The 17,174-nt window shown below is 61.4% G+C and carries 19 protein-coding genes; 10 read left to right on the top strand and 9 right to left on the bottom strand.

Annotated elements, in window-relative coordinates; all coding sequences use genetic code 11:
* Positions 1-252 precede the first annotated feature (252 nt).
* Entirely contained in the window at positions 253-1,173 is a 921-nt protein-coding gene (locus DFR38_RS19935) for an Hpt domain-containing protein (RefSeq protein WP_158527778.1), read from the top strand.
* A gap of 149 nt (positions 1,174-1,322) precedes the next feature.
* Positions 1,323-2,849, top strand: coding sequence for a fumarate hydratase (locus DFR38_RS19930; protein ID WP_059286723.1), 1,527 nt, complete (start codon positions 1,323-1,325; stop codon positions 2,847-2,849).
* 74 nt (positions 2,850-2,923) lie between these two features.
* Here DFR38_RS19930 and DFR38_RS19925 read toward each other — a convergent pair whose 3' ends face one another.
* Positions 2,924-3,451 carry a cysteine hydrolase family protein gene (locus DFR38_RS19925; protein WP_059286734.1) on the bottom strand — a complete coding sequence of 176 codons (528 nt, stop codon included), beginning with the start codon at positions 3,449-3,451 and terminating at the stop codon, positions 2,924-2,926.
* A 238-nt stretch (positions 3,452-3,689) separates the two neighbouring features.
* Between DFR38_RS19925 and DFR38_RS19920 the strand changes: the two genes are divergently transcribed.
* On the top strand, positions 3,690-4,631 hold the full coding sequence (locus DFR38_RS19920; RefSeq protein WP_059286724.1) for a GlxA family transcriptional regulator: 942 nt from the start codon (positions 3,690-3,692) through the stop codon (positions 4,629-4,631).
* On the opposite strand, the gene DFR38_RS19915 is transcribed toward DFR38_RS19920, so the two are convergent.
* Entirely contained in the window at positions 4,625-5,548 is a 924-nt protein-coding gene (locus tag DFR38_RS19915) for a LysR family transcriptional regulator (RefSeq protein ID WP_059286725.1), read from the bottom strand. The genes DFR38_RS19920 and DFR38_RS19915 overlap by 7 nt on opposite strands.
* A 351-nt stretch (positions 5,549-5,899) precedes the next feature.
* Here DFR38_RS19915 and DFR38_RS19905 point away from each other — a divergent pair, with 351 nt between their 5' ends.
* From DFR38_RS19905 to DFR38_RS19895, 3 genes are all read left to right on the top strand, one after another.
* A complete protein-coding gene (locus DFR38_RS19905) occupies positions 5,900-7,111 on the top strand; it encodes a GGDEF domain-containing protein (RefSeq protein ID WP_158527777.1) in 1,212 nt (403 codons plus the stop codon).
* A 314-nt stretch (positions 7,112-7,425) separates the two neighbouring features.
* Positions 7,426-8,304, top strand: a complete 879-nt coding sequence (locus DFR38_RS19900; RefSeq protein ID WP_059286735.1) for an MBL fold metallo-hydrolase — start codon at positions 7,426-7,428, stop codon at positions 8,302-8,304.
* A complete protein-coding gene (locus DFR38_RS19895; protein WP_059286728.1) occupies positions 8,298-8,996 on the top strand; it encodes a DsbA family protein in 699 nt (232 codons plus the stop codon). Before DFR38_RS19900 ends, DFR38_RS19895 begins: the two co-directional genes overlap by 7 nt.
* 69 nt (positions 8,997-9,065) lie before the next feature.
* On the opposite strand, the gene DFR38_RS19890 is transcribed toward DFR38_RS19895, so the two are convergent.
* A complete protein-coding gene (locus tag DFR38_RS19890; RefSeq protein WP_110313845.1) occupies positions 9,066-10,214 on the bottom strand; it encodes a PP2C family protein-serine/threonine phosphatase in 1,149 nt (382 codons plus the stop codon).
* Between the two features lie 174 nt (positions 10,215-10,388).
* Here DFR38_RS19890 and DFR38_RS19885 point away from each other — a divergent pair, with 174 nt between their 5' ends.
* On the top strand, positions 10,389-10,859 hold the full coding sequence (locus tag DFR38_RS19885) for a YaiI/YqxD family protein (RefSeq protein ID WP_059286730.1): 471 nt from the start codon (positions 10,389-10,391) through the stop codon (positions 10,857-10,859).
* A gap of 344 nt (positions 10,860-11,203) precedes the next feature.
* The gene (locus DFR38_RS19880) at positions 11,204-11,956 is read left to right on the top strand and encodes a class I SAM-dependent methyltransferase (protein ID WP_059286731.1); all 753 of its coding nucleotides are present in this window, start codon (positions 11,204-11,206) and stop codon (positions 11,954-11,956) included.
* Between the two features lie 49 nt (positions 11,957-12,005).
* On the opposite strand, the gene DFR38_RS19875 is transcribed toward DFR38_RS19880, so the two are convergent.
* From DFR38_RS19875 to tadA, 3 genes are read right to left on the bottom strand one after another with little or no spacing between them, the layout of a single operon-like run.
* Complete coding sequence (locus DFR38_RS19875) at positions 12,006-12,422, bottom strand: DUF2721 domain-containing protein (RefSeq protein WP_059286732.1); 417 nt, start codon at positions 12,420-12,422, stop codon at positions 12,006-12,008.
* A gap of 5 nt (positions 12,423-12,427) precedes the next feature.
* Positions 12,428-13,075, bottom strand: a complete 648-nt coding sequence (locus tag DFR38_RS19870) for a L,D-transpeptidase (protein WP_082693538.1) — start codon at positions 13,073-13,075, stop codon at positions 12,428-12,430.
* A gap of 1 nt (position 13,076) precedes the next feature.
* Positions 13,077-13,802: a tRNA adenosine(34) deaminase TadA gene (gene tadA / locus DFR38_RS19865; protein ID WP_211310799.1), complete on the bottom strand. Its 726-nt coding sequence runs from the start codon at positions 13,800-13,802 to the stop codon at positions 13,077-13,079.
* 154 nt (positions 13,803-13,956) lie between these two features.
* On the opposite strand from tadA, the gene DFR38_RS19860 reads away from it, so the two are divergent.
* Positions 13,957-14,889 (top strand): hypothetical protein, encoded by a 933-nt coding sequence (locus DFR38_RS19860; RefSeq protein WP_110313842.1) that lies wholly within the window; start codon positions 13,957-13,959, stop codon positions 14,887-14,889.
* Positions 14,890-14,934: 45 nt separating this feature from the next.
* Here DFR38_RS19860 and DFR38_RS19855 read toward each other — a convergent pair whose 3' ends face one another.
* From DFR38_RS19855 to DFR38_RS19845, 3 genes are read right to left on the bottom strand one after another with little or no spacing between them, the layout of a single operon-like run.
* Positions 14,935-15,213, bottom strand: coding sequence for a hypothetical protein (locus tag DFR38_RS19855; RefSeq protein WP_059286291.1), 279 nt, complete (start codon positions 15,211-15,213; stop codon positions 14,935-14,937).
* A 1-nt stretch (position 15,214) separates the two neighbouring features.
* A complete protein-coding gene (locus DFR38_RS19850) occupies positions 15,215-15,601 on the bottom strand; it encodes a phage holin family protein (RefSeq protein ID WP_059286290.1) in 387 nt (128 codons plus the stop codon).
* Between the two features lie 14 nt (positions 15,602-15,615).
* Positions 15,616-15,930 carry an ElaB/YgaM/YqjD family protein gene (locus DFR38_RS19845; RefSeq protein WP_059286289.1) on the bottom strand — a complete coding sequence of 105 codons (315 nt, stop codon included), beginning with the start codon at positions 15,928-15,930 and terminating at the stop codon, positions 15,616-15,618.
* A 441-nt stretch (positions 15,931-16,371) separates the two neighbouring features.
* Between DFR38_RS19845 and DFR38_RS19840 the strand changes: the two genes are divergently transcribed.
* On the top strand, positions 16,372-17,130 hold the full coding sequence (locus DFR38_RS19840; protein WP_211310797.1) for a glycosyltransferase family 2 protein: 759 nt from the start codon (positions 16,372-16,374) through the stop codon (positions 17,128-17,130).
* The last annotated feature ends 44 nt before the right edge of the window (positions 17,131-17,174 follow it).

Here is a 17,174-nt window from a genome sequence, read left to right as displayed (position 1 = left end):
AGGGTTTAAGAAGCCCAGCGAAGCATTCTGGGAATGTTGCTTCAATCTGGATATCAGGATTCCAACCACCGTTGCACTTGGCTCTTGAAACCGCCCAGCCATTCTTTTTGCCAGCAGTTCTAAGCTATGCTGCATGCAGCAGGTCAACGCCGGCATGCTGCGCGGCCAGTGCCTGTCTCACGCTGGCGCGAGAGCTTGGACAGGCCCTTAGCGCCATGAGAGGCCGAACCTTACACCCCAGGGAAGATGCCGATGAGAAGCGCCACTTCCACACTGCCCGGCCAGCCCAGGCGGGCCAGCCCGCAGCGGCAGTCCATGATCGCCACCTGTCTGCCGCAATTGCTGGCAACCGTGCATGAGGCCTGCCGCCCGGCGGCCGAGCAGCATGGCCTGGCCTGGCAGCTGGACACCGATGCCGCGCTGGCACCGGCCTTGCTGCTGCACCCGCTGGCCTTGCCGCAGCTATTGCAGCAGCTGCTCGCCGCCACCATCCGCTACACCCGCAGCGGGGGCATCCTGCTCAGGACGCAGCTGTTGGCGCAGCAACAGCTGTTCCAGATCATCGCCATCGAAATCATGCACGCCGGCAGGCCGGATGATGGCCCGGCGGCGGCGCTGGCCGCGCTGTTGCAGCAGCCAGACCGTGCCTGCAAGGCAGCCCAGCCCCCGGCCGGCTGGCACAGCATCCGCCGGCTGGCCCGGCTGAGTGCTGCCCGGCTGCAAGTGGCGCCGGGCAGCGAGGCGGGCTGTCAGCTGATCGTGCAGCTGCGCGCCGAGGTGGTCGAAGCCGGCCAGCCGGATCACGCCGTGCCGGCATCCCTGCCGGTGCTGGACCCGCGTGTGCTGCGCATGCTGTATCAGGATGACTGGCCGCAGCAACGGGCGCTGTTGCAGGCCTTCCTGCGCGACAAGCAGGCCGACCTGCATGCCCTGCTGCAAGCCTGGCACAGTGGCGACCTGCAGGCGCTGGGCCTGCTGGCACACCGCATCAAGGGCGCCAGCCGCAATGTGGGGGCCTGCGCGCTGGCGCAGGCTGCCGCACAGGTGGAGCAGGCTGCCCGTGGCCAGCTGCATGCCGGCCTGCCTGGCTTGCTGCGGGCGCTGGAGCAGGCGCTGCAATCGTTTGCCAGCGCACTGCAAGAGGCCCCGGACGGACCACTGATTGACGCCTAATCCCGGTGCAGGCATGGCGCAATGCAGCGTAAGGCCCTAAAATAATCCGACAATTCCTAAGAGCGTGTCCGCGATCATGCCGTGCCGCCCCATCCATGCGGCGGATCGTGTACAGCTTCTAACAGCCCACTACGCTGGAGAAACCTCTCATGGCCGTTATCCGTCAGGATGATTTCATTCAAAGCATCGCCGATGCTTTTCAGTACATCAGCTGCTACCACCCCAAGGACTACATCGACGCGCTGTACCAGGCCTATCTGCATGAAGAAAGCCCGGCGGCCAAGGACGCCATGGCGCAGATCCTGATCAACAGCCGCATGTGTGCCGAAGGCCGTCGCCCCATCTGCCAGGATACCGGCATTGCCGTGGTGTTCCTGAAAGTGGGCATGAACGTGCAGTGGGACGCCACCCTGTCGGTACAGGAAATGGTCAACGAAGGCGTACGCCGCGCTTACAACAACCCGGACAACAAGCTGCGCGCCTCGGTGCTGCTGGATCCGGCTGGCAAGCGCCAGAACAGCAAGGACAACACCCCGGCCGTGGTGCACTTCGAAATCGTCGAAGGCGATGGCGTGGAAGTGACCTGTGCGGCCAAGGGCGGCGGCTCGGAGAACAAGTCCAAGTTCTACGCGCTGAACCCGTCCGACAGCATTGTCGACTGGGTGATCAACACCGTGCCTACCATGGGTGCCGGCTGGTGTCCGCCGGGCATTCTGGGCATCGGCATTGGCGGTACCCCGGAAAAAGCCATGCTGCTGGCCAAGGAAAGCCTGATGTCGCACGTGGACATCCACGAGCTGAAAGCCAAGGCCGCCAGCGGTGCCGAACTGTCCCGCGTAGAAGAGCTGCGCCTGGAAATCTTCGAAAAAGTGAATGCGCTGGGGATTGGTGCGCAGGGCCTGGGCGGTCTCACCACCGTGCTGGACGTGAAGATTCTGGACTACCCCACCCACGCAGCCAGCCTGCCGGTAGCGATGATTCCCAACTGTGCCGCCACCCGTCACATCCATTTCCATCTGGATGGCAGCGGCCCGGCCCACCTAGCCCCGCCCAGCCTGGAAGACTGGCCGGAAATCACCTACGACACCAGCAATGGCAAGCGCGTGGATCTGGACCAGATCACCAAGGAAGAAGTGGCCAGCTGGCAGCCGGGCGATGTACTGCTGCTGAACGGCAAGATCCTTACCGGCCGTGATGCCGCGCACAAGCGCATGGTGGACATGCTGAACAAGGGCGAAGCGCTGCCGGTGGACTTCACCAACCGCTTCATCTACTACGTGGGCCCGGTTGATCCGGTGCGTGACGAAGTGGTGGGCCCGGCCGGCCCCACCACCGCCACCCGCATGGACAAGTTCACCCGCCAGATGCTGGAACAGACCGGCCTCTTGGGCATGATCGGCAAGGCCGAACGTGGCCCGGCAGCCATCGAAGCCATCAAGGACAACAAGGCGGTGTACCTGATGGCGGTGGGCGGTTCGGCCTACCTGGTGTCCAAGGCCATCAAGGCGTCCAAGGTGGTGGGTTTTGCCGACCTGGGCATGGAAGCCATCTACGAGTTCGAAGTAAAAGACATGCCGGTAACGGTAGCGGTCGATTCCAACGGTATCTCGGTGCACAACACCGGCCCGGCGGAATGGCGCGTCAAGATTGGCAAGATTCCGGTCAACAAGGCCTGAGCCTGAACCGACCTCGCTGCAAGCAGAAACCCGCCATCCGGCGGGTTTTTTATTTGGCCTGAGAATGAGGCATTTCAGGCCAGGGCTTCTGCTGCGGTGGGCAGCGGTACGCGGATGGACAGGGCATTGAGCGCAATGGCATGCAGCATCTGGTCCACCGTGGTGCAGCAGTCGGCCAGCACGGCAACTTTGTACTGATCGGCGGCGCGTGACAGGGCGGTATGGGTCACGCAGTTCTGCGTCATCATGCCGCACAGCAGCAGCTGGCGGCTGCCCAGCCCGTCCAGTGTGGCCTGCAGTGTGGTCTGGTAAAAGCTGTCGGCGGCCTGCTTGATCACCACGGGTGCTTGTGGCGCGGCAGCCAGAATGCGCGGGTGAAGCGCCACGCCTTCGCTGCCGGCATTGAAGAAGGGGGCGATACCCTTGCTGCTGTCAGCCACGTGCTGGACCAGGATTACCGGCATGCCCAGTGCCTTGGCCCGTTCGATGGCCGCAACACAGTTATCCAGTACGGTTTCGGTATTCCACAGCGGATATTTGCCGCCGGGAAAATAGTCGTTTTGCAGATCGATCACGATCAGTGCGCTGTCTTGTGCGGTCATGTGCATGCTCCGGTTGCGGGTGGTCAGGTGCTTAGATCCGCTAACAAAACCCCCGCTCCAGCGTTGCGCCGCCTTGCCGTACGCCATGTACTGTCTGCGGCGGCGCGCCTTGGCCCGGGTTCTCTACGAGGTTTTGTTAGCAGCTCTTATTATCAGCACGGCAGAGCAACGCTTACAGTGGCCCGATTGCCAGAATGCGTTAAGATCGGGCCAATCCTGTTCGCTCCGGTATGCCGCCATGTCCGCTCCCGTCATTGCCCTTGTCGCCTTTGCCCAGATCAGCCCCTTTCACCTGTCGGTGCCTTGCGTGGTGTTTGGCGATGCCCATCCCGGCCTGCCGGCCTTTGACTTGCGGGTGTGCAGCGCGGAAGTCGGCGAACTGCGCACCAGCGCCGGTTTCAGCATCCACTGTGAGCATGGTCTGGAAGCACTGCTTGCTGCCGACATCATCATCCTGCCCAGCTGGCAGGCTGGTCGCCCGGTGCCACCGGCCTTGTTGCTGGCGCTGCAGCAGGCGGCGGCGCGCGGGGTGCAGATTGTCGGCCTGTGTCTGGGAGCCTATGTGCTGGCCGAGGCCGGTTTGCTGGATGGCCGTGCCGCCACCACCCACTGGGCCTATGCCGAGGACTTTGCCCGCCGCTACCCACGGGTGCGGCTGGACCCGGCGGTGCTGTATGTCGAGGATGGCCAGATGCTGACCTCAGCCGGCACGGCAGCCGGGCTGGATTGCTGCCTGCATCTGCTACGCCAGCGCTATGGCGCGGAACTAGCCAATAGTGTGGCCCGCCGGCTGGTAGTGCCGCCGCACCGTCAGGGCGGGCAGGCGCAGTTTATCGAGCAGCCGCTGCCGGCCAGTGCCGGTGATTCACGGCTGGCGGTACTGCTGGACTGGCTCAGGGCCAATCTGGCCGAGCCGCACAGCCTGGACAGCCTGGCCCAGCGGGCGGCGATGAGCCGGCGCAGTTTTACCCGCCATTTCCGGCAACTGACCGGGCGCACGGTCAGCCAGTGGTTGCTGGACGAGCGTCTGGCGCTGAGTCAACGCCTGCTGGAAGGTGCTGATCACAATATTGAGCAGATTGCCCAACTGGCCGGTTTCGGCTCGCCCGAGTCCCTGCGCCACCATTTCCGCCAGCGCTATGCGCTGTCACCCAGCCAGTGGCGGCAGAATTTTCAGTAAGGGGTCGCTGCTGAAACAGGCTGGTCCCAGGGCGGGGTGGGGGCAAAGCGCTGCTGCAGGAAATCCAGCAGGGTGCGCATGGCCAGCGGTAACTGCCGGCGCGAGGGGTAGAGCGCATAAATGCCCATGCTGACGGGCTGCCAGTCTGCTAGCAGCGCCACCAGCTCGCCGCTGTCCAGCAGCGGCTTGACCAGATAATAGGGCTGCATGGCCAGGCCGGCACCGTGGCGGCAGGCCTGTAGCAGTGCGACGGCTTCATTGGCGCTCAGCCGGCCCTGTACCTTGACCACGGCTTGTTCTTCGCCGCGGCGCAGGCGCCATTCGCTGCGGCCAAACTGGCTGTAGCTCAGGCAGTGGTGCTGGCCCAGATCAGCGGGCTGCTGCGGCTGGCCGTACTGTGCCAGATAGGCGGGAGCGGCCACGATGACCGAAGCGCAATCGGCCAGCCGGCGTGCGATCAGGCCGGGCTCCGGGTCATTGGTGATGCGGATGGCCAGGTCTATGCCTTCTTCGATCAGGTTGAGCGCGCGGTCGCCCAATTGCAGGTCGATACGGATCTGCTGGTGTTCGGCCAGAAAATCGCTGATGGCCGGCGCCAGCTGGGCCATGCCGAAGGACATGCTGGTGGTGATGCGCAGCTGACCGCGTAACTGGCCATCGCGCAGGCCCACTTCCTCGCGCGTTTCCGCCGCCAGTTCCAGCATCTGCTGGCAGCGTGCCAGGCAGCTGGCGCCGGCATCGGTCAGCGTCACCTTGCGGGTGGAGCGCTGCAACAGGCGCGCGCCCAGCCAGTGTTCCAGCTCGGCGATATAGCGTGTCACCATGGCGCGGCTCAGTTCCAGTTCTTCACTGGCGGCGGTAAAACTGCCGCGGCGCGCGACTTCAACAAATACCTGCATGGCAATCAGCCGGTCCATCGCTTTCCTTTTTGTTTGCGCTGCCCCTGCTATCGCTCACCGGCTTGTCATCGTGCCAAACCGGATGATAAAAAAGCAGTAAGCAGCCGGTTTTGAGCCATGACTGCCAATCAGGGCGGCAATTTGCTCATTTGTCATCTTATATCGGCCTGGCTGCCGCACTGGCGCTTGGCCTGCGGGCATTTCCGTTATACTGGCCGCAAGCATGCTGTTGCCATCATGCAGCGTTGCCGTTTTCAGCATTGTGTCGCTATTCAGACCCATACGGTAAGCACTGGATCGCACCATGTCTAATCTCGAATGGATGCCAGGCTCCCCCTTGTTGCCGCGGGAGGTGCCATGGTAGCGAAAATGCCCCCCCGCCTGAATCAGGAGCTGGCCACTGCCGACCAGCAGCCCTGGTACCAGCTGCGGTTGCCGCCATTGCTGGAAAAAATCTACCAGCAGGATACGGCCGCGCATCGCATGCGGCGTTACCGCCTGTTTGGTGCCATCGGCATCGTGGTATTCATGCTGTACGGTCTGGTGGACCGGTTCTACCTGCCGGATGTCTATCAGCGGGTATGGATCTGGCGCTGGCTGTGGCTGCCCGGTTTTGCCGCCTTGACCATCGCCTGCAGTTTCTGGCGGCCTTTCCAGCCTTACTACGAATATTCCGTGGTGTTGGCCAGCACCGCCTTCGTGCTGGGGCTGACCTGGTTTTTCTCCATCAGCCACATGCCGACTGCGCAGCATTACTACGGCGGGGTCATGTTGTGCCTGGTGTTCATGATGTTCGGATTGCGCATTCCCTTCCGTCTGGCCTGCCTGAGCTGTGTTGTTTCGCTGGCTTATCTGGGCTGGGTCTTGTGCAGTTTGCATTTTCTCGACGAGGCAGCACGCTCGCTCATCTTCATCCTGCTGGTTTCCTGTGTTTTGCTGGGCCTGCTCGGCCTGTTCCAGCTGCAAAAGGAAGAACGGCGCAGCTATCTGCTGGCGCTGGAGTTGCAGCGCGATCACCGCCAGTTACAGCAGGGCTTCAAGTATCTGCAGCAGATTTCCACCGTCGATGGCCTGACCGGCCTGTTCAACCGGCGTTATTTCGACCAGCAACTGCACGCTTTCTGGGAAAGGCGGCTGCAGCAGCAGGAGGACATCGCCCTGTTGTTTGTCGATGTGGATTACTTCAAGTTTTACAACGACAGCCAGGGCCATCAGATGGGAGACGAGACCCTGATCAAGGTGGCGCAGGTGATCAGCCGTCATGCATCGGCCAGGCAAGGGTGTGCGGCACGCTATGGTGGTGAGGAATTCGTCCTGTTGCTGCGTGGCTGTAATCTGTCACAGACCATGGCGCTGGCCGAGCAGATCCGTAGCGAGGTCGAGGCATTGGCCTTGCCGCATCCCTCATCCGGCTGCAGCACGGTGGTGACCATCAGCATCGGCATTGCCCTTGCCCATGCCAGCATCAACCAGCAGCCCGACTGGCTGGTGAGCACGGCAGATGCCGCGGTCTACCAGGCCAAGCGCCAGGGGCGTAATCAGGTCGTGGCCATGCACTCCTGTCAGCCGCTTGCCGGTTAGGCCCCCTTCCGGCTTGGCCGCGCCTGGGTGGCGCTGCGTCAAACTCCCTTGCTTGCGACCACCTGTTCCACCATTTTTTTGCTTTCATCAACCGGCTCGGCAATGCCTGCGCTGGCATCGACCCCTTGTCGTGTCGGCATTGGCGCACTTAAGCTGTTTTGCCAGTCGCCCGCTACCCGGCGTGCTGGCCATTTGCTCTATTTATGAAACAATATTGCCCAGTTCAATGGGTATATCTGCATTGTTTTTGACGCTAAAGTGCACTCCATCAATGACCCGCGCGGCAGATGCCCGCCACCATTCCGGAGATACACATGCAGCTTGCCACTTTGAAATTCCTGCCGCTGACACTGGCCCTGGCCTTGGGCTCCACGCTGGCCCACGCCGCCGAACCGCTCAAGCTGTCGGTCTACCAGGCCGACGACAACAGCTTTAATGTCACCTCGGTACTGGTCAGCGGTGAAAAAGACGCCGTGCTGATCGACACCGGCTTCACCCGTGCCGATGCCTACCGCATTGCCGCCCGCGTGCTGGATAGCGGCAAGCAGCTGAAAACCATTTATGTGAGCCAGGCCGATCCCGATTACTACTTCGGGGCCACCGTGCTCAAGCAGATTTTCCCGCAGGCCGAGCTGGTCGCCGCCGCACCGACGCTGGCCAGGATCAAGGCCAATGTGGCTGGCAAGCAGGCTTTCTGGGGCCCGAAAATGGGCGCCAATGCACCCCAGGCGCCGCTGGCACTGCCGCATGCCTTGCCCGGCAGCCAGCTGATGCTGGAAGGCCAGGCACTGGAAGTACGCGGCACCACCGGCCCGCTGGCCCACCGCGGCTATGTGTGGATTCCGTCGATTCGTGCCATCGTGGGGAATGTCGGCGTGGTTTCCGGCCTGCACGTGTGGACGGCAGATACCCAGACCAAGCAGGAACGCCAGGCCTGGGTGGCCCAGCTGAATGAAATGGAAGCGCTGCAGCCCGCACAGGTCATCCCTGGCCACATGGCAGCCAATGCCCCCACCGGTGTGGCCAGCCTGCGCTTTACCCGCGACTATCTGCAGCAGTTTGAAAAGAATCTGGCCGCTTCGGCCAATAGTGGCGAGCTGATCCAGCGCATGCAGCAGGCTTTCCCGCAGGCGGGTGAGGCCATGTCGCTGGAGATCGGTGCCAAAGTCAACAAAGGCGAGATGAAATGGTAACAGCTACCCTGCATTATTTTTATGATCCGCTGTGCGGCTGGTGCTATGCCGCCTCGCCACTATTGCAAGCGGCAGCGGCCCAGCCGCAATTGGCCTTGCACTTGCATGGTGGCGGCATGATGAGCGGAGCCAACCGCCAGCCGGTTACCCCGGCGCTGCGTGACTATGTGATGCCGCATGATCAGCGCATTGCCAGGATGACCGGCCTGCCGTTTGGCGAGGCTTACTTTGAGGGTTTGCTGCGCGACCACAACGCGGTGTTTGATTCCACCCCGCCAACCGCCGCCATTCTCGCCGCCGCGCAGCTGGGTCTGCCACCGCTGAAAATGTTGTCTGCGCTGCAGCAGGCGCACTACCAGCGCGGCTGGCAAATCGCCAAAACCGAGGTGTTGCAGGCGCTGGCAGAAGAGCAGGGCCTGCCGGCCACCGCATTTGCCAGCGAACTGGAACAACAGATGGAAAAGGTGGCGGCACATATCGCCGACAGCCGCCAGCTGATGCAGCAGGCTGGTTTGAGCGGTTTCCCCAGCCTGCTGCTGGAACAGCAGGGCCAGTGGCAGCGCGTGGACCTCTCACCCTGGCTGGGGCAGCCGCAGGCTTTTGTCGCAGCCTTGCTGGGCGAGCTGGTGGCCACCGATGAGGATGCTGCCGTGTTCTGCACCCCGGAAAGTTGCACACCACCGCGCGCTTGAGTCGTTTCACCATGAAAAAAGCCGGTCACCGTTTGGCGGTGACCGGCTTTCTTGTTTGCTGGCGGGGTATTACTGGCAGCGAACCACCACCAGCGAGATGTCATCGTGGTTTTCCCGCCCGGCCAGATGCTTGTTGACGGCATGGGTGATGGAACCCTGGATGTCCAGCGTACGCGCCTGGCTTACCGCGCGCAGAATGCCATCCACCCCGAAAGGCTGGCGGTCGTCGTCATAGGCTTCGGTCACGCCGTCGGAGCAGACGATGAGCGAGCCGCCATCCGGCCAGCTGAAATAGTCGAGCGAGGATTCGAAGGCGCTGTCCGGCAGAATGCCCAGTGGCGGCGAGCGCGAGCCAAAGGACTTGAGCACCTCGCCCTGGCGGTCGACATACATGGCACAGGGTATGCCGCCATTCCACACCGCAATACGCTGCAGCTGGTAATCCACCTCGATGATGGCGGCCGCGACAAAGCGGCCGATGGGCAGGATGGTGTGCAGCTTGCGGTTGATGGTGCGGGCAATCTCCTGCACCGGCAGGTTGCGGTCGCACATGGCAAAGAAAGTGTCCACCGCGGGCAGGCCGCAGATCGCTGCCGCCAGCCCATGCCCCGTGCTGTCGGCCAGCATGATGCGGTCCAGCCCCGGCTGGCAACGGCGGATGCAGATGGTGTCGCCGCTGAAATTCATCGCCGGGCGTTGCCATTGCTGGATATTGGGCGGTGTCTGCTCGGCGCGGCGGGTAAAGCGGTCCAGCACCATCTGGGCAAACATCTGCTCCTGTTCGTTGGTGCGGTAGTAGTTTTCCAGTCGCTCACTGTCCGAGGCGATGCGCTGCTGCATTTCCGATATGCGGATCAGCACATGCAGCTTGGCGGTGAGAATGTCCAGATCGATCGGCTTGGTCAGGTAGTCATCTCCCCCCATGGCCAGGCCGCGCAGCAGCTGGCTGCGATCCGACAGCGAGGTCAGGAAGATGATGGGAATCCAGTGTTCACCCAGCAGCTGGCGGATGGCGGCGGTGGCGGCAAAGCCATCCATCACCGGCATGGTGACATCCATGAAGATCACGTCGGGTCGCTGCTGCTGGCAGTATGCAAGCGCTTCCTGCCCATTGCTCACCGGCACGGCTTCATGGCCAAGCAGACGGATGTAGTCGAGCAGGATCTGACGGGAGGTCGGACTGTCTTCGGCCACCAGGATGGTCAGCGCGCGGGTCATTCAACAAGCCTTGTGCGGGGAGGGTGGGAAATCATGCCCCACTACTATAGAGGGCTTGGCCGGTTTATGCCATTAGCTTGGCAATGAATGCGCCGACTTTAACAAATTGCCATGGGCAGAAACATGGCGACTGTTGTAGGCTTGCCGCACTCCAGCCCTAGAAGAAGCGTAATCATGACCATCTGGGTAGATGCCGATGCCTGTCCTGCCGTGATCCGCGACATCATCTGTCGCGCCGCCCAGCGCACGGCGACACCGGCCGTGTTTGTGGCCAACCGACGGCCCGCCTTGCCGGCCAGCCCCCATATCCGCAGCATTGTGGTGGGGCAGGGCTTTGACGTGGCCGATGCCGAGATCGCCCGGCAATGTCAGCAGGGCGACCTGCTGGTGAGCGGCGATATCCCGCTGGCGGCACAGGTACTGGCCAAAGGGGCCGCGGCCATCAATTTCCGTGGGGAAGCCTATTCCAGCGATACCATCGAAGGCCAGCTGACACTGCGCGACTTCATGGACAATTTGCGTGGCAGTGGCATCCAGAGCGGAGGACCACCGCCATTCAGCCAGGCAGATCGTCAGCAGTTTGCCGGCAAGCTGGACCAATGGCTGGCCGCCCGCCAGCGCCGCCCCGCTGCCCCGACGCCTTAGTCCATTTGTCCGCGCCATCTGCCGGCAGGGTGGCGGCCGCATGATGCCTGCCACTGTTTTTCTGCGGAATATTCAATACGGGCTGCGGCATGGTGGCTGCGGCACCAGGATGGGCTGTCGCTGCCGATAAAGCCTGATGGCAGCCGCTCATCGCTGCCATTTAACTGTCTGATTATTATTTCCGGCTGAAAAATCCGGCTGTTTTAAATAAACATTTGTAAAATAAATAAACTTTAATTGATACGGATTGCTGATGCTATTATCATTTTTGTACACAATGAAAGGGTGACGCGGACTGCTCCGGCGCACTCTTTACCTGAGAGAGCGTTCATTTGAGCCACATCATGGATACGCGAGCCATCGCCACATTTGATCTGCAATCCGACCAGTACGCACGCTACCGACCGCGCTACCCGGACAGCCTGTTTCGCTGGCTGCATGCGGTAGTTGCCGGACATGACCGTGCCTGGGATTGCGCCACCGGCACGGGGCAGGCGGCAGTGCAGCTGTCGCGCAGCTTTGCCCGCGTTGATGCCAGCGATATCAATCACAGCCAGCTGGAGGCAGCCGAGTCCGCTGGCAATATCTTCTACCTGGAGTGTGCGGCGGAGCAGCCGCCCTTTGGCGATGCGGTATTCGATCTGGTGACGGTGGCACAGTCCCTGCACTGGTTCGACCACCCCCGTTTCTGGCCCCAGCTCGAACGGGTGCTCAAGCCCGGCGGTGTCTTTGCGGCCTGGGGCTATGACTGGTTTCAAGTCAATCCGCAGGTGGACGATGCCATGCGCTTTTTCCGCGCGGTCATCGAGCCCTTCTGGTCCAGCTGCAGCCAGCTGCTATGGGATGGTTACCGTGATGTCGGCCTGTCGCTGCCACCGCTGGAAACGCCACAATGCCAGATACTGATGGACTGGAATTTCGAGCAGCTGCTGGGCTATCTGCATACCTGGTCGGCTACCAAACTGTGCGTGAAAAGCCTGGGCAACCATGTGCTGAATGATGCCCGCCAGCGCCTGGCCCGCGGCTGGGGTGATCCGACCATTGTGCGACGGGTCAGCATGCCCTTGCACATCATTGCCGGCCGCAAAGCGGCCTGACTCCCAAACCGGCCAGGCCGGTTTTTTCATGAGCAGGGCGGCCAGCCGCTCAGTGCTGCTGGCGGTGCGATTCGGCTTCCAGGTCCGACAGCAGGATGTTCAGGGCATCGGACGAGCGCACCAGCTCCCACAGCGAGGTGGCCAGCGAGGCAATCATCATCAGCAGGCTGATGCCGAAAGACAGCTCGCCCAGCTGTTGCCAGCCGGTATAGATCTGGAACATGGCCATGGTGCACAGGAACAGGCTGCCAATGCCCAGGAACTGCATCCATTTGATCAGCTGGATGCGGGTACGCAGATTGCCGATTTGCAGCAGGATCTTGGGATTCTGTTCTTCCTTGTAATCGGTATACAGATTACGGATGATGCTGGCCAGACCGAGAAAACGATTGGTATAGGCGAGCAACAGCAGGGAAATGGCGGGAAACAGCAGTGCTGGCGTGGTCAGGTTGAGAGCTGCGTGCATGGTGGTCAGGAATTCTCGTCTATCAAAACGTCTATGCCGTTTGGCGTCTGCTCAAACAGCTGGATAATGTCCGGGTTTTTCATTCGTACGCAACCCAGCGAAGTGGGGCTGCCCCAGGCGACATGCTCGCCGGCCCCGTGAATGTAGATGGCGCGGTCATGGCTGTCGACATCGCCGCCCTGGTTCTTGCCGGGCTCATCACCGCACAGCCACAGGATGCGGGTGAGAATCCAGTCCTTGTCGGGATATTGCTGGTGCAATTCCGCCGTGTATTTCCACGGCGTGACGCGGCGGCGAAAAATGATGGTGTTTTCCTCTGCCCCGGCGCCCAGCTTGTCACACACATGGTGCCAGCCGCGTGGCGTCTGGTAGCTGTTGACCTGTTCGCCGGCACCGCGCCTGGCCGTGGAGACCACATAGTGCTGTTGCTGCCGGCCCCACTCGTCAAACAGGCTGAGCGACTGGCTGCGTATGCCGACCAGAATCCAGGGCTGGCCGTAATGGCGCAGATTGGCGCGGGTGGCTTGCAAGGGCGCATCCTGTTCCGATTGCAGGACAAAGCTGGCGGCATCCTCCGCCTCCGCCGCAGTGGCGGCACGCGGCCAGGCCAGCAGGCCAGACAGCACGATCATGGTCAACGACAGCCGGGTCATGCTAGGACTCCCGCGAGCGGCGTTGGCGGAAGAAGCTCGCCAGCTGGGCCGCACAGGCTTCGGCCAGATAGCCCCCCCACACCGCGGTGTGATGATTCAGCTGGCGCAAGGCAAACAGATCGGTCACGCTGCCGGCGGCACCGGTTTTTGCTTCGCGCGCACCGTAAATCACCCGTGCCAGCCGCGCATGCAAAATGGCACCGCTGCACATGGCGCAAGGCTCCAGTGTGACATACAGGTCGCAGCCGTCCAGTCGGTAATTACCCTCATGCATGGCAGCCGCCCGCAGCGCCTGCATTTCGGCATGGGCCGACGGGTCGTGGCTGCCAACTGGCTGGTTGAAGCCGCGGCCGATGATCTGGCCGTCTTTCACCACCACCGCGCCAACCGGTACTTCGCCCTGGGCGGCGGCCAGCTCGGCCTGCAGCATGGCCTGCCGCATGAAATGCTCGATGTCGGCCGGCGTCGGCGGCAGCGCCACCGGCGGGTGTGCCGCCAGTTGCTGGCGCAAGTGCTGCTTGTCGGCATCGCTCAGCTGCGACCAGTGCACACCGCGCGCTGCCGCCTCCAGTGCGAACAGCAGGCGCGTGGTCACGGTATGGCCGCCGGCTTTCAGCTGCAGAAAGGTGGCGACGCTGCCCTGTTGCCGCAGTTGTTCCCGCTTGGCAATGCCGAGGTCGCGCAGCCATTGCACTGCGGCAGGGGGCAGGGGCGGGGTGCCCAGCAGGTCGGAAGGGGAAGAGGGCATTGGCATCATGCTGGCGGTGGATCAGGCTGACATTTTAACGGCATTGCCGGCTGCACTTGTACCGTTAGCTTTAAAGAATTGCGGGAAACTGCCGATAAATTCATATGAAGATAGCCTTGCCGTGGCCAATGACATGAGCTCCATCCAGTTATATACCACCCTGCCCAGCCCGCCCGAAGCGCCTGCCAGCTTGCCCGGCCAGCCCGCCGCCGCCAGTGTCGAGACCACGCAGTCTGTCGGGGCTGCCACCCTGCCCGTGTTTCAGCCCAACCTGGCCAGACAGGCCGTCAATCAGTCACTGCAACAGGCGTTGAACAAGTGGCAGCAGCAACAGGCCAGTTTGCTCAAGCAGTCCGCCGCCCGCAGCCAGCGTAGCCAGAGCCAGCAACTGGATGGCAGCCGCATGGAAATGCTGAAGGAGCGCATCAAGAACCTGCGGCAGATGATGGTGCTGGTGGGTAAGGACAAGGGTGGGTTGCGCTCGATAGCCATGCAGCTGAAACAGATCAGTGCCGAACTGCGCCAGATGGTGGCCAGCGCCACCGGCAACGATCAGCAGCAAAGCCTGGTGACTACCCTGTCGGGTAATCCGGCAGCGGCAGCGACGGACACTGCCAGCGCCAGCAGTGACAGCGATGCCGGGCAACAGGCTGCTACGTCAGCCACGACATCCGACGCAGCGACAACGGCAGACAGTCCGCAGGATGCCAGCACCGCTGGCAGCACACCGGCAAGCGATGCCGCGAGTGTTGGCAGCAGCCTGGCCGGCAGCGGTATTGCGCTGGCGGGTGGCGCTTCCGGGCTGAATGGCAATGCGGAATTGCAGTCGCTGATCAACAGCATCAAGTCGATTCAGCAATGGCTGAAACAGCGCAATCTGCAAGCGCAGGATGATGGCCTGAAAAAGCTGCTGGATGCTGGCGACAAGGATATGGCAGCCATTGACAATATGCTGCATGGTGGCAGCGATAGTGCCGAGGGTGAGAGCCAGCTGACCATTCAACTGACGGATGCGGGGGGCGCAGCTGCCAGCATCGACAGCGGCACGATCAGTCAGCAGGCCTGATTGTCAGCCAACAAAAAAGCGGCATGGGCCGCTTGGTCGTGGCGCTCAGCGAGCGGGCCAGAACTTGCTGAGCACCTTCCATAGCAGGAAGAGCCGGGATGCCCGGCGCAACCACTGGCGCAGTGATTCCGAAGGCAGTATGGCGGCCAGGGTATTGACCAGTTTTCCCAGCGCGCTGCTGCTCGAAAAAGCCTTGAAGCCCTCGCCGGCCAAGCCGAGCGGGCGTTGACGCAGGCTGTCGATTTCCAGCTTCAGCTTTACACGCAGCACTTCGCCTTTCATCAGCAGCAGCTGCTTTTTCAGGGCACGATCCTGTGGTGACATCTCAGCGCCTCCCACTCAGGCTGTCCCAGTCCTTGCGGACCTCGGCAACCGTATCGGCAAATGGTGCGCGGCTGCGGTATGCGCGTCGGCGCAGTTGCCACAGCAAGCCGGCTGCGCCCAGCACACTGGCCAGTGTCAGGCAGGACAGGAGGGCCGGGCGGTAGGCTGCCGGCGTCAGTACCAGCACCAGCAAGAGCGCACTCAACAGGCCGATCAGCAGCAAAATCAGCGCCAGCCCGCCAAGCAGCAGGCTGAACAGCAGATTGTCCTTGTGCTCTTCCGCTTCCAGCAGGAACAGCTCGAACCGGGTCAGCAACAAGGAAAACACCCCGCCCAGCAGCGAGCGGATGCTGCCCGGGCGAGGTGTCTGGCGTGGGGAATCGCTCATTCAGTCAATCCGCCTCAGCGGCGCGAAACCAGCATGCCCAGCAGAAAGCCCACACCGGCAGCGATACCGATGGATTTCCACGGATTTTCATGCACGTAGTCGTCGGTTGCCCTGGCGGCTACCTTGGCCTTGCCGACCACAAGCTTCTCGGCTTCCAGCAGGCGGGCCTTGGCCAGCTTGATGTTCTCGCCCAGGCGCTTGCGCAGCTCGCGACCCTTTTCTCCACCTTCATCGCTTGCGGCGCCAAGCAAATCTTCGGTACTGGACAAAACCTGGCGTACATCTTCCAGCAGTTGTTCTTTTTCCTGATTGAGTGCGGCATCGGACATGGCGATCTCCTTGGCTAAAGTTGAGGCGGGTAAACGGTGTCGGACCACGATGCTAAAAGAATGGTTCCCATCTTCCGCGTATGCCTGTTGACCGTAACAGCCGGCATGAGGCGCGTCAAATGCTCTCGGTCAAACATTTGCTGTAGTGCAACAACACCAGCTTGCCGGATGGAGTCGGCCATCGCCAGCGGTGGAAGTGCACAGGGGTAGGAAGGGTGAGCAAACGACATAGATATGATTTGTTTGATTTGCTGCAAATCAGGATAATGCTTTTCGCCATTGGCATACTGTCGAATTCCATGTTTAAGGAATAGTAGCCATGTCGGCTGTTCTTCAGCGTAGACAAAGCCGATAAGCCGGCTTTCTTGAAATTGAATAGCAATACAAAAAACATAAGTAATTCAAAATGAATTAGCAGGGGCGGAATAAGTAATGACACCATTGTCGATCTATGTGCTGACTTTCAATAGTGAGCGCTACCTGAAAGAAATTTTGAGTGCCGTGGCCGGGCTGACCGATGATTTGCTGGTGGTTGATAGCGGGAGTAGCGATCAGACGCTGGCGATCGCACAGCAGTGTGGTGCCAGAGTGGTGTACCGCCGCTTTGATGATTTTCGTCAGCAGCGTGAGTTTGCCCAGCGCGAATGCCGTCATGATTACGTATTTTTTCTGGATAGCGACGAAATTCCTTCTGCTGAGCTGATCAATCATCTCCGGCAGTTGCAGCAGCAAGGGTTCCAGCATGAGGCCTATGCGGTTCAGCGTGACTGGATTGTCATGGGCAAGCAGGTTCATGCCTTGTACCCGGTTGGCTGCCCTGATTATCCGATTCGCATCATCAACAAACAGCGGGTAGGTCTGTCAGCCCAGGCGGTTCATGAGGACTTTACCGGTTATCGCAGCTGCGGCAGGCTAGAGCTGCCGCTCAAGCATCAAACCTTTCACTCGCATGCCGAAATAGCCCGCAAGCTGGCGATGTATACCAGCCTTGATGCACAGGACCTGGCCAGGATGCGAAACCGCAAGCACTTTGCCCTGCGCCAGTGGACCAGTCCGGTTGGTGCCTTTTTCAAATGGTATTTGCGCAGCGGCAATTGGAAGGATGGATGGGTAGGACTGGTGTTGGGCATTTACGCCGCCCGATTTGCCCATCTGAAATACCGGAAAGCGCTGGCCTTGCGCCGTGTCGTGCCGCAGTAATGGTGCTCCCCGTCCAGGTCGGACAGCTCCTGTGTCGCTCATCC

The sequence above is a fragment of the Aquitalea magnusonii genome, assembly GCF_003202035.1.
Lineage (GTDB): Bacteria > Pseudomonadota > Gammaproteobacteria > Burkholderiales > Chromobacteriaceae > Aquitalea > Aquitalea magnusonii.
This window is presented reverse-complemented; position numbering and strand designations above follow the sequence as displayed.

Bases quoted from the DNA above. Each gene is read 5' to 3' on its own strand.
- DFR38_RS19935 (WP_158527778.1), top strand. From the start codon at position 253: ATGAGAAGCGCCACTTCCACACTGCCCGGCCAGCCCAGGCGGGCCAGC.
- DFR38_RS19930 (WP_059286723.1), top strand. From the start codon at position 1,323: ATGGCCGTTATCCGTCAGGATGATTTCATTCAAAGCATCGCCGATGCT.
- DFR38_RS19925 (WP_059286734.1), bottom strand. From the start codon at position 3,451: ATGACCGCACAAGACAGCGCACTGATCGTGATCGATCTGCAAAACGAC.
- DFR38_RS19920 (WP_059286724.1), top strand. From the start codon at position 3,690: ATGTCCGCTCCCGTCATTGCCCTTGTCGCCTTTGCCCAGATCAGCCCC.
- DFR38_RS19915 (WP_059286725.1), bottom strand. From the start codon at position 5,548: ATGGACCGGCTGATTGCCATGCAGGTATTTGTTGAAGTCGCGCGCCGC.
- DFR38_RS19905 (WP_158527777.1), top strand. From the start codon at position 5,900: ATGCCCCCCCGCCTGAATCAGGAGCTGGCCACTGCCGACCAGCAGCCC.
- DFR38_RS19900 (WP_059286735.1), top strand. From the start codon at position 7,426: ATGCAGCTTGCCACTTTGAAATTCCTGCCGCTGACACTGGCCCTGGCC.
- DFR38_RS19895 (WP_059286728.1), top strand. From the start codon at position 8,298: ATGGTAACAGCTACCCTGCATTATTTTTATGATCCGCTGTGCGGCTGG.
- DFR38_RS19890 (WP_110313845.1), bottom strand. From the start codon at position 10,214: ATGACCCGCGCGCTGACCATCCTGGTGGCCGAAGACAGTCCGACCTCC.
- DFR38_RS19885 (WP_059286730.1), top strand. From the start codon at position 10,389: ATGACCATCTGGGTAGATGCCGATGCCTGTCCTGCCGTGATCCGCGAC.
- DFR38_RS19880 (WP_059286731.1), top strand. From the start codon at position 11,204: ATGGATACGCGAGCCATCGCCACATTTGATCTGCAATCCGACCAGTAC.
- DFR38_RS19875 (WP_059286732.1), bottom strand. From the start codon at position 12,422: ATGCACGCAGCTCTCAACCTGACCACGCCAGCACTGCTGTTTCCCGCC.
- DFR38_RS19870 (WP_082693538.1), bottom strand. From the start codon at position 13,075: ATGACCCGGCTGTCGTTGACCATGATCGTGCTGTCTGGCCTGCTGGCC.
- DFR38_RS19860 (WP_110313842.1), top strand. From the start codon at position 13,957: ATGAGCTCCATCCAGTTATATACCACCCTGCCCAGCCCGCCCGAAGCG.
- DFR38_RS19855 (WP_059286291.1), bottom strand. From the start codon at position 15,213: ATGTCACCACAGGATCGTGCCCTGAAAAAGCAGCTGCTGCTGATGAAA.
- DFR38_RS19850 (WP_059286290.1), bottom strand. From the start codon at position 15,601: ATGAGCGATTCCCCACGCCAGACACCTCGCCCGGGCAGCATCCGCTCG.
- DFR38_RS19845 (WP_059286289.1), bottom strand. From the start codon at position 15,930: ATGTCCGATGCCGCACTCAATCAGGAAAAAGAACAACTGCTGGAAGAT.